14 protein-coding genes and 1 pseudogene are annotated in these 10608 nt (G+C 59.3%); 6 read left to right on the forward strand and 9 right to left on the reverse strand.

Going from position 1 to position 10608, the window contains the following annotated elements; translation table 11 throughout:
* The first annotated feature begins 55 nt into the window (after positions 1-55).
* The 5 genes from aroQ (at position 56) to PMI11_RS30610 (ending at position 3981) form a co-directional block, all read left to right on the forward strand.
* A complete protein-coding gene (gene aroQ, locus PMI11_RS30590; RefSeq protein ID WP_007825196.1) occupies positions 56-493 on the forward strand; it encodes a type II 3-dehydroquinate dehydratase in 438 nt (145 codons plus the stop codon).
* Between the two features lie 21 nt (positions 494-514).
* Positions 515-988, forward strand: a complete 474-nt coding sequence (gene accB / locus PMI11_RS30595) for an acetyl-CoA carboxylase biotin carboxyl carrier protein (RefSeq protein WP_007825197.1) — start codon at positions 515-517, stop codon at positions 986-988.
* A gap of 10 nt (positions 989-998) precedes the next feature.
* A complete protein-coding gene (gene accC, locus PMI11_RS30600) occupies positions 999-2351 on the forward strand; it encodes an acetyl-CoA carboxylase biotin carboxylase subunit (protein ID WP_007825198.1) in 1353 nt (450 codons plus the stop codon).
* A gap of 7 nt (positions 2352-2358) precedes the next feature.
* Positions 2359-2976 carry a leucyl/phenylalanyl-tRNA--protein transferase gene (gene aat, locus PMI11_RS30605; RefSeq protein WP_007825199.1) on the forward strand — a complete coding sequence of 206 codons (618 nt, stop codon included), beginning with the start codon at positions 2359-2361 and terminating at the stop codon, positions 2974-2976.
* Positions 2977-3051: 75 nt separating this feature from the next.
* On the forward strand, positions 3052-3981 hold the full coding sequence (locus PMI11_RS30610) for a DUF2167 domain-containing protein (protein ID WP_007825202.1): 930 nt from the start codon (positions 3052-3054) through the stop codon (positions 3979-3981).
* 81 nt (positions 3982-4062) lie between these two features.
* On the opposite strand, the gene PMI11_RS30615 is transcribed toward PMI11_RS30610, so the two are convergent.
* The 6 genes from PMI11_RS30615 to PMI11_RS30640 all read right to left on the reverse strand — a co-directional run bounded on the left by PMI11_RS30615 (position 4063) and on the right by PMI11_RS30640 (position 8250).
* Entirely contained in the window at positions 4063-4503 is a 441-nt protein-coding gene (locus PMI11_RS30615; protein ID WP_007825219.1) for a DUF2155 domain-containing protein, read from the reverse strand.
* Positions 4504-4620: 117 nt separating this feature from the next.
* Positions 4621-5016: an NADH:ubiquinone oxidoreductase subunit NDUFA12 gene (locus PMI11_RS30620; protein WP_007825221.1), complete on the reverse strand. Its 396-nt coding sequence runs from the start codon at positions 5014-5016 to the stop codon at positions 4621-4623.
* 101 nt (positions 5017-5117) lie between these two features.
* Entirely contained in the window at positions 5118-5585 is a 468-nt protein-coding gene (locus PMI11_RS30625) for a GNAT family N-acetyltransferase (protein ID WP_007825223.1), read from the reverse strand.
* Between the two features lies 1 nt (position 5586).
* On the reverse strand, positions 5587-6093 hold the full coding sequence (locus PMI11_RS30630) for a GNAT family N-acetyltransferase (protein ID WP_007825224.1): 507 nt from the start codon (positions 6091-6093) through the stop codon (positions 5587-5589).
* 64 nt (positions 6094-6157) lie between these two features.
* Complete coding sequence (gatB, locus tag PMI11_RS30635; RefSeq protein WP_007825225.1) at positions 6158-7663, reverse strand: Asp-tRNA(Asn)/Glu-tRNA(Gln) amidotransferase subunit GatB; 1506 nt, start codon at positions 7661-7663, stop codon at positions 6158-6160.
* 77 nt (positions 7664-7740) lie between these two features.
* A complete protein-coding gene (locus tag PMI11_RS30640; protein WP_007825226.1) occupies positions 7741-8250 on the reverse strand; it encodes a GNAT family N-acetyltransferase in 510 nt (169 codons plus the stop codon).
* Between the two features lie 322 nt (positions 8251-8572).
* Between PMI11_RS30640 and PMI11_RS30645 the strand changes: the two genes are divergently transcribed.
* A complete protein-coding gene (locus PMI11_RS30645) occupies positions 8573-8830 on the forward strand; it encodes a YjhX family toxin (protein WP_007825227.1) in 258 nt (85 codons plus the stop codon).
* Positions 8831-8881: 51 nt separating this feature from the next.
* Here the strand turns inward: PMI11_RS30645 and PMI11_RS30650 are convergent, their stop codons facing one another.
* The 3 genes and pseudogenes from PMI11_RS30650 to PMI11_RS30660 all read right to left on the reverse strand — a co-directional run.
* A complete protein-coding gene (locus PMI11_RS30650; RefSeq protein WP_007825228.1) occupies positions 8882-9157 on the reverse strand; it encodes a hypothetical protein in 276 nt (91 codons plus the stop codon).
* Between the two features lie 86 nt (positions 9158-9243).
* A pseudogene (locus PMI11_RS30655) lies at positions 9244-9676 on the reverse strand (GNAT family N-acetyltransferase).
* Positions 9667-10608: amidase family protein (locus PMI11_RS30660; RefSeq protein WP_007825230.1), on the reverse strand; the 942-nt coding region annotated here is incomplete at its 5' end. The gene PMI11_RS30660 and the pseudogene PMI11_RS30655, both read right to left, overlap by 10 nt.

Raw genomic sequence — 10608 nt, forward strand, 5'->3', positions numbered from 1 at the left:
AACGGTTGTCTGATCCAGAGAAGATCGGCAGCCGGTGCGCCAAACGGAACATTCGATGACGCAAACGATTTTTGTCCTGAACGGGCCCAACCTGAATATGCTGGGCAAGCGAGAACCTGGCATCTATGGCGGCAAGACGCTCAAGGACATAGAGGCGGACTGCAAGGCTGCGGGCCGCGAACTCGGCTTCGACATCGACTTCCGCCAAAGCAATCACGAAGGCACGCTGGTGGACTGGTTCCACGAAGCGGATGAAAAGGCCGTCGGCGTTGCCATCAATGCAGGCGCCTATACGCATACGTCGGTCGCGCTGCATGATGCGATCCGTGCCATTTCCATTCCCGTCATCGAGCTCCACATATCCAACGTGCATGCGCGGGAAGAATTCCGCCACAAGTCGATGATCGCACCCGCATGCAAGGGCGTGATCTGCGGCTTCGGGCCTCATAGCTACATCCTGGCGCTACACGCGCTGAAGAACATCACGGCATAAGAAGAAGACAGGGCAACACTCATGGCTGACAAGAAATCCGGTATCGATCAGGCACTGATCCGCGATCTCGCCAATATCCTCAAGGACACGGATCTGACCGAGATCGAAGTCGAACAGGAAGATCTGCGTATCCGCGTTTCGCGGGCAGGCACGCCCCAGTACATCCAGGCGCCGATCGCAGGCCCCGCCTATGCGGCACCGGCTGCGGCTGCCCCAGTCGCGGCAGCTGCGGCTGCTCCGGCAGCAGCCGGCCGTAACCCGGCCAATACTGTGAACGCGCCAATGGTAGGCACGGTCTACATGGCCCCAGCCCCGGGCGCGCGTGCGTTCATCGAACTCGGCGCCACCGTCAAGGAAGGCCAGACGCTCCTCATCATCGAAGCGATGAAAACGATGAACCAGATCCCCTCGCCGAAGTCCGGCAAGGTCACGGAAATCCTTGTCGAAGACGGTTCGCCCGTCGAATACGGCCAGCCGCTCGTCGTCATCGAATAAGGCTTTGCCAATGATTTCGAAGATCCTCATAGCCAATCGCGGCGAGATCGCCCTTCGCGTGCTGCGCGCCTGCAAGGAGCTCGGCATTGCAAGTGTTGCCGTGCATTCGACGGCCGATGCCGACGCCATGCATGTGCGCCTTGCCGACGAGAGTGTGTGCATCGGCCCGCCGCCGTCGCGCGAAAGCTATCTCAATATCCACCAGATCGTCGCAGCCTGCGAAATCACCGGCGCTGATGCCGTGCATCCGGGCTACGGCTTCCTGTCGGAAAACGCCAAGTTCGCCGATATCCTCGAAGCACACGGCATCACCTTTATCGGCCCGACGGCGGAGCATATCCGCATCATGGGCGACAAGATCACCGCCAAGACGACGGCACAGGAACTCGGCATCCCTGTCGTTCCCGGCTCCGATGGCGAGGTGAAGACCGAAGAGGACGCACTGAAGACGGCTGCCTATATCGGCTATCCGGTGCTGATCAAGGCAACGGCCGGCGGCGGCGGACGCGGCATGAAGGTCGCCAAGACCGAAGCCGACCTGATCGAGGCATGGTCGACCGCCCGCACCGAAGCGGCCGCTGCCTTCGGCAATGACGCCGTCTACATGGAAAAGTATCTCGAAAAGCCGCGCCACATCGAAATCCAGGTATTCGGCGACGGCGAAGGTCATGCGGTCCATCTCGGCGAACGCGACTGCTCGCTGCAGCGCCGTCACCAGAAGGTCTGGGAAGAAGCCAACTCGCCTGCCCTCAATGTCGAGCAGCGCATGAAGATTGGCCAGATCTGCGCAGACGCCATGATGAAGCTGAAATATCGCGGCGCCGGCACGATCGAATTCCTCTACGAAAACGGCGAGTTCTATTTCATCGAAATGAACACCCGTCTGCAGGTGGAACATCCGGTCACCGAAGCCATCACCGGCATCGACCTCGTGCATGAACAGATCCGCGTTGCCTCCGGCGGCGGGCTCTCCGTCACGCAGGATGAAGTGCACTTCCACGGCCACGCCATCGAATGCCGCATCAATGCCGAGGACGCGCGCACTTTCGTGCCCTCGCCCGGCACGATCACGCATTTCCATGCACCGGGCGGACTTGGCGTGCGCATCGATTCCGGCGCGTATCAGGGCTACAAGATCCCGCCTTACTACGACAGCCTCATCGGCAAGCTGATCGTCCACGGCCGTACGCGCGTCGAATGCATGATGCGCCTGCGCCGCGCGCTCGATGAATTTGTCGTTGACGGAATCAAGACGACGCTGCCACTGTTCCAGGATCTAGTTTCCAACCAGGATATCGCCAACGGCGATTATGATATCCATTGGCTGGAAAAGTATCTCGCCAACAGCAAGCCGGCAGCGTAGGACAGGAATGGCAGGAGCGCGCAGGAAGTCACCAGGTATTACCCCGGAAATCCTCCTGCGCGCCTACTCGATCGGCCTTTTTCCCATGGCCGAATCCGCCGACGATCCGGAAATCTTCTGGGTCGAACCCGATGTCCGCGGTGTCCTTCCGTTGGACGATCGTTTTCACATCTCCAAAAGCCTTCGAAAGACGATCCGGCAGAAGCCCTTCGACATCCGCTTCAACAGCGATTTCGATGCCGTGATTATCGCCTGTGCAAGCGAGACCTCCGATCGTCCGAGCACCTGGATCAACGAGACCATCAGGACACTCTATTCAGCCCTGCACCGCATGGGCCACGCCCATTCCGTCGAAGCCTGGGATGACGGTGAACTCGTCGGTGGGCTTTACGGCGTGTCGCTTGGCTCCGCCTTCTTCGGGGAGAGCATGTTCTCGCGGCGGACCGACGCTTCCAAAATCTGTCTCGTGCATCTCGTCGAGCACCTGCGGCGGCAGCACTTCACACTGCTCGACACGCAGTTTACGACAGAGCACCTAAAGACATTTGGAGCGCTCGACGTACCGAAAGCGGACTATGCACTGATGCTTGCCGCGGCGATGGAATCGCCACACCTAAAGTTTTAAGGTTGAATTTTTCATCCTGACGTTGATTTCCTGACCGATTTTACTAGGGTTGGAATCCAACCGGAGGATGGAATTTTGAAGCTATATTTTGCGGCCGCAATGCTGTTTGCCCTGACTGCCGGAGCGGCCAATGCCCGCCCTTACCAGGAAATGTTCCCGAACAGGACCGATTTTTCCGATGAAGAAAAGCCGCTTCTGGAGAAGCTCGACTTCCAGCAAGGCGCGATCAAGCTTCCGGCTGCAAAGGCGACGCTGAACGTACCCGACAGATTTTATTATCTCAGCCCTGAGGATACGAAAACGGTGCTCGTCGATATCTGGGGCAATCCTCCTGCTGCGGCTACGGGGACGCTCGGAATGATATTCCCGGTTCAGTATACGCCGGTGGATGCCGGATCCTGGGGCTCGATCGTCGAATACAAGGCGGATGGTTATGTTTCGGATGCGGATGCCGAGACCACCGACTATGGCGAACTGCTGCAGAACATCAAGGATTCCATCAGCGAGAACAATGAGGAGCGCCAGAAACAGGGCTTTCCGCGGATCACGCTGATCGGCTGGGCTTCCACCCCGCACTACGACAAGTCCGCGCATGCGCTGCACTGGGCACGCGATCTGCTGTTCGGTGACGACATGAAGGCAGATCACACGCTGAACTATTCTGTCCGCGTGCTCGGGCGTGAAGGTGTCCTGGAGTTTGATTTCATCGCCGGCCTTGCCCAGCTGAAAGAAATCGAGGCAGCGATCCCGACGGTCACCAAGCTCGTGCAGTTCGACAAGGGGAAGAACTACAGCGATTACGTGGATGGCGACAAGATCGCCGCCTACGGGATGGCGGGCATGATCGCGGCCGGCGCCGGCGCCAAAGTAGCCGCGAAGGTCGGATTGCTGGCCATCGCCGCCGTCTTTCTCAAGAAGGCTTGGATCCTGGTATTTGTGGTGTTTGGTGGGGCGATCAGCTTTGTGAAGAGGCTCTTCACAGGAAATAAAACGCCCAACGCGTAGCGACCGTTTGGGGACGCGTCTTATCGATAGCCCTTGTGTAAGACACCTGCGTAGCGGTCATCTTGCTGCAAGCGTCCGCTTTTACTTTGCGCCGGCGCTGTCCGGAGGCGGCACGTCCGAGTTCTGTTTGCAGTCCTTCAGCCAGACGTCATAGATCGGATGCTCGACGGCGTTGAGGCCGGGGCTGTCGGCAAACATCCAGCCGGTGAAGATGCGGCGGATCTTGCGGTCCAGCGTGATCTCGTCGACTTCGACGAAACCGTCGATCTTCTGGGCTTCCGACTGATCGCGCGAATAACAGGCTTTCGGCGTCACCTGCAGGGCGCCGAACTGGACCGTTTCGTTGACATAGACGTCGAAGGTGGTGATGCGGCCGGTGATCTTGTCGAGGCCGGAGAAGACGGCGACCGGATTGTCGATGCGGGCAGCATGTGCCTGATTGGAAAGAAGCCCGGCGGAAAGCGCCAATAGCGATACAGCTCCCGCAGCCGGCAGGACCGTGTTTCGCAGGGAAAGCTTCATATCTACCCGTCTCCAGCACATATCAGGTTCATGGCCGCAGCGATTGCGGCCAACCTGCGGGTAAAGGTCAATTGTGGCCAAAGCGCGGGGCAGGACCCGCCGTCGGATGCTTGACGCTCAGTTGCCCGGCGTCCATGCGTCGTAGTCGCCGGTCACGCGCGGACGTTCGCCGGCAGCCGAGAGCGACCCCGGCGGACGGTAGGCCTGCGGCGAACCCGTCGGGTTGGCGCGGTGCGGCTTCTGCCATTCCTTGGCGACGTAGTTTTCCTTGGACGGTGGAACGTCGGTGCGGTGATGCATCCAGCCGTGCCAGCCCGGAGGAATGGCGGAAGCTTCCGCATAACCCTTGTAGATCACCCAGCGCTTCGGCAGACCGTAAGAGGAAAGACCACCTTCGTAATAGACATTGCCCAACTCGTCTTCACCAACGCGCTTGAAGCCGCGAAGGGCGAACAGCGTGCCGAAAGTGTAATTGTTCCACCAGGTGAAGGTGTGCAACAGGAACTTGATCATGTCTTTTCCTCGTAGCCGCAGGACGCGGACGAAAGCAGATAGGCTTTTTCGCTTATGCCGCCGCCAAGCCGAATTGTCCAGTGATTCCCGCCGAAACTAAGTCATTTCAGAGCCATCTTGAAACCGAGATGCGACGGCTTGAAGCCCAGTCTTTCGTAGAAACGATGGGCATCCTTGCGTACCGCATTCGATGTCAGTTGGACGAGCCGGACGCCGCGACCTTTCGCCTCGGCAATGGCGAATTCGATCATCCGCGCGCCGATGCCCTGCCCGCGCATATCGGAGCGCGTCTGCACCGCCTCGATGATCATGGCGGATGAGCCGCGTGCATTGAGCGAGGTGGTGATCATAGTCTGAAAGGTGCCGACGACGTCAGCGGCCCGTTCGGCAACATAAAGCGTCTGGTTGGGAGACGCAGCGATCCCCGCAAAGGCGCGGGCGTACTCCGGATAGGCCTCCGGATCACTCGTATCCCCATGGCCGCCGAGCGGATCAGCAGCAAACATGGCGATCAAAGCCGGCAGATCGGCTTCTCGTGCTTCGCGGATGATAATGTCGCCGGATGCCATATCAGTGGAGCTCGAGCGCCTTCTCCAAAACCAGCGTCGGAATGCCTGACAGACCGGGGCCACTGTTCTCATTGCGTCCGGCTTCGACGAAACCGAGCCGTGTATAGAAATGGATGGCTTCGTGGTTCTGAACCTCGACTTCCAGCCGCATGATTTCCGCGTCCGGGAAGCAGGTTTCCAGCTCGGCGAAGATATCGCGGCCGATACCCTGGCGCTGCAGATCCGGCTTTACATAGAGGAGATGCAGCATGACGGTCTTCGTCATCTCGGATGACATTGCCGCATAACCCGTGCCACCGATGTCCCGGCCGTCATCGGCGACGAGAAATTCGGCATTCTTCTTCGTCAGCCGCGCTTTCAGCGCAGCCGGCGAAAAGAGATGAGCGATCAGTTCGTTGACCTTCGCAACGCCATAACTCGCATCATACGCCGCATGGAAGCTCTCGACCAACAGGGCGCGGACCTTCTCCAGATCGCGCTCGCCAGCCGTTCGGACGAAATAAACCAAGACCTTCTCCTCGCGGTATCGGTCTTCCGAACACCGCTCCACGCTGTTTGGCCGAGGCCGTTGGTTATTCTTCCTCGATGCCGAGCTTGGCCTTGACGAGGGCCTGCACAGCCTGCGGATTGGCCTTGCCCCCCGTCGCCTTCATGACCTGACCGACGAACCAGCCGGCAAGCGTCGGCTTGGCCTTGACCTTGGCGACCTGATCCGGATTGGCGGCGATGATCTCTTCGACGGCCTTCTCGATGGCGCCGGTATCCGTCACCTGCTTCAGGCCGCGGCTTTCGACGATCTCGGCGGGATCGCCGCCTTCATTGAGGATGATTTCGAAAACATCCTTGGCGATCTTGCCGGAGATGGTCTCGGCCTTGATGAGGTCGATGATTGCGCCGAGCTGGGCCGGAGAAACCGGCGTTTCCTCGATATCCTTGCCAGTGCGGTTGAGAGCGCCGAGCAGATCGTTGATCACCCAGTTGGCCGCCGCCTTGCCGTCACGACCTTCGGCAACGGCTTCGAAATAATCGGCGATCGCCTTTTCCGAGACGAGCACGGAGGCATCGTAGATCGAGAGACCGAGTTCGCGGACGAAACGCTCTTTCTTGTCGTCGGGCAGTTCCGGCAGATACTGAGCAAGATCAAGGACAAAGGCGTCGTCGAATTCCAGCGGCAGCAAATCCGGATCGGGGAAGTAGCGATAATCATGCGCATCTTCCTTGGTGCGCATGGACCGCGTCTCGCCCTTGTTCGGGTCGAAGAGACGGGTTTCCTGATCGATGGTGCCGCCATCCTCCAGGATACCGATCTGGCGGCGGGCTTCGTATTCGATCGCCTGGCCGATGAAGCGGATGGAGTTGACGTTCTTGATTTCGCAACGCGTGCCGAAGGGCTCACCCGGACGGCGCACGGAGACGTTGACGTCGGCGCGCATGGAGCCTTCGTCCATGTTGCCGTCGCAGGTGCCGAGGTAACGCACGATGGAGCGCAGCTTCGTCATGTAGGCCTTGGCCTCGTCGGAGGTGCGCATATCCGGCTTGGAGACGATTTCCATCAGCGCAACGCCTGAACGGTTCAGGTCCACATAGGACATGGTCGGATGCTGGTCGTGCATCGACTTGCCTGCGTCCTGTTCCAGGTGCAGGCGTTCGATGCCGATCTCGATGTCCTCAAACTGGCCCTGGCGATCCGGGCCGAGCGAGATGACGATCTTGCCTTCGCCGACGATCGGGTCCTTGTACTGCGAGATCTGATAGCCCTGCGGCAGGTCCGGATAAAAATAGTTCTTGCGATCGAAGACCGAACGCTTGTTGATCTCGGCCTTAAGGCCGAGACCGGTGCGCACCGCCTGCTTGACGCATTCCTCGTTGATGACGGGCAGCATGCCGGGCATGGCCGCATCGACGAGCGAGACGTTCGAATTCTGCGGTTTGCCGAATTCCGTCGAAGCGCCGGAGAAAAGCTTGGAATTGGAGAGCACCTGGGCATGGACTTCCAAGCCGATAATGACTTCCCAATCGCCGGTGGCGCCGGGGATATAACGTTTCGGATCAGGTGTGCGAACGTCGACAAGGGTCATTGGATGCTCTTTAAAGGCTGTTCTTTTCAAGTTGTGAGGTAAAGGAAATGGCCTGCCGGTGCAAGGCTTTCGGCAGCCTAGAAACCCGGGCCATAGCCTTCCGGCTCTTGCGGGCCGAGATGCTTGCTGAGACCGACTGATGGCACGTCGCGGTCGAGCTTCGGATTATAGGCGACCGAAAGCCAGTGGATCGCGTAGCCGTGCTTCTGGAAAAAGGAGATCGCCTCTGTATTTCCAGAATGGGTCTGCATCGCCGCCTCCTCGAAGCCCTGCTCGAAAATATCAGACTCGATATGCTCCAGAAGTGCGGTGCCGAGCCCCTGACGATTGAAGCTCGGATCGATCCAGAAGTCAGAAATGGTCTCGTCCAGTCCTTCGCGCGCGGCCCAGCCGGCCACCTGCCCGTTCTGTTCGACGACCGTGACGGTGAGCCAGTTATTATCCACGAACGTTCGGAAGGCGGTGCGGGCTCCATCCGTCATGGCGTCCGATTCGCCGATCAATGCCATCGCTCTTTGCCAGGCTCGCAAGCCGATTTCGCTCAAGAGCGCCGTGTCGCCTTCGCGGGCATTGCGAATGTGGATCAATGGCACCTCCGCGTTAGTACAGAGAGTAGACCATTGAGTCGGGCAATTTTCCAGTCCCTGCAATGAGATGAAGACGCGAAAGCAATATTATCGGCGGCTTCTTTGTTCCGCTGCGCCTGCTTGACCGGATTGTGGTTGCTGATAAAAAGCCCGTCAGAGGTGTTTTATGTCTAACCTGCCTGAGACCCGGTAAAGGCCCCTGCCCGCAAGCATAGCCTCGCGCGCATGGGCCCGAAAAACGAAGCCGCGGCGTATCGGCTAAACCCGAGCGCCAAATCGTTTTCGTGCGCCTTCCTGAAGGCGCGTTTCCGGATCAACAGCAATGGACATCTCGCGCGCAGAACAGCGCATCCTGCACCTTATGGCCCAGGGCGGCCGTATCGAAATCACCCGAGACGACAATAAAAAAATCGAAACGGTAAGTTGCTTCACCCGCGACGGCTGGGTCTATCCCGGCTTCGGCATGGAGCTTTTCCGCAAGCTGAAACGGCTGAAGGCAATCAAATCTTCCGCCGGCCAGCCCTACCGGATCAGCGAAAGAGGACTGAGGCTCGTCAGGTCACAGCTCGATAACAGATAGGTCTGACAAAACCTGGCCGTGCGGCGCCATCGCCCTGCGGCCAGGAACGTTTCAGAGCTTTTCAGAAAGCTCCGGACGCATCGCCGCCCATTCTTCGGCAATCGTGCCTGCTCCAATCGTCTTGCCGGCGCGGCGATACCAGTAACCGGCGTTCCAATCGTCGCCTTCGACGCGGTGGCAAAGGGCATGGCCCCAATCGAAAACCTGTTCACCCTCGTGGTTCTGGCAGATTTCGTGAACCGCCTCCCACTCTGCGCCCAATTTAAAGCCACTGGCAGCGAGGCGATCAAAGGCCCCGATCAACCGCGCAAGATCCTGTTTCGGCATGAGGCCCTCCTCGCAAAGACCTCCCTCTATAACAGGCGCCGCCTCGAAATCCGAGACGGCGCCTGCCTTTCTTCAGGCCTGTCGCGCTAGTCCTCGGCTAATTGCTTCTGCAAATGCACCTTTTCGAGCGGGACGCCCATGCTCTTTGCAAACTCGATACCGTGCCAGATGATCTTGAAACCGCAGCGCTCGTAAAGACGGATTGCACCGCTGTTCTTCGCATGCGTGTCGAGCCGCGCCGTTTCCAGCCCCTCGTCTTTCATCAGGTCGCAGAGATGAAGCAGCAGCGCTTTGCCGATGCCTCTACCCTGATGATCGGGATGCACCCAAAGTTCGGAAATATAGTTTGGCGCGTTCTCCCGTGCGCCCCAGCCGACGATTCCTCCGTCAAGCTCAGCAACGAAGATCTCGCCCGTCTTCAAAGGCATTGCTTGCCGTCCATGCGGCAAAACCAGCAACGCCGACCATTTTGTGGTCGGCGTCTGAAATCTTTCGTATCGTTAGACCGGTTACCACCACTTGGCGGGCGTAAACTTGCCGGCGGCCTGTTCGATGACATGGGCGGTCTTGAAGAGGGTTTCCTCGTCGAAGGCCTTGCCGATGAGCTGCAGGCCAAGCGGCAGGCCCTTGTGATCGAGGCCGGCGGGAACGGCGATGCCCGGCAGGCCGGCCATGTTCACCGTGACCGTGAAGATGTCGTTCAGGTACATCTTGACCGGATCGGCAGCGAGGTTCTCGTCGGCAACGCCGAAGGCGGACGACGGGGTGGCTGGCGTCAGGATGGCATCGACGCCGGCATCGAAGGCGAGTTCGAAGTCGCGCTTGATGAGTGTACGGACCTTCTGGGCGCGCAGGTAGTAGGCGTCGTAGTAGCCGGCCGACAGCACATAGGTGCCGATCATGATGCGGCGCTTGACTTCCTTGCCGAAGCCCGCGGCACGCGTCTTCTCGTACATGTCGACGATATCCTTGCCGTCGACGCGCAGGCCGTAGCGTACGCCATCGTAACGGGCGAGGTTCGAAGAGGCTTCAGCGGGTGCAACGATATAATAAGCCGGCAGGGCGTATTTGGTATGGGGCAGCGAGATGTTGACGATCTCCGCACCTGCATCCTTCAGCCAGGCGATGCCCTGCTGCCAGATGGCCTCGATCTCGTCGGGCATGCCATCGACGCGATATTCGTTCGGGATACCGATCTTCATGCCCTTCAGCGACTGGCCAATGGCAGCTTCGTAATCCGGCACCGGCAGGTCGACGGAGGTCGTGTCCTTGGCATCTACGCTTGCCATCGACTTCAGCAGGATCGCGGCATCGCGGACGTCGCGGGCGATCGGGCCGGCCTGATCGAGCGAGGAAGCGAAGGCAACCGTGCCCCAACGCGAGCAACGACCATAGGTCGGCTTGATGCCAACCGTGCCGGTGAAGGCTGCCGGCTGGCGGATCGAGCCGCC

Origin of the sequence: Rhizobium sp. CF142 (assembly GCF_000281145.1) — a bacterium.
GTDB lineage: Bacteria > Pseudomonadota > Alphaproteobacteria > Rhizobiales > Rhizobiaceae > Rhizobium.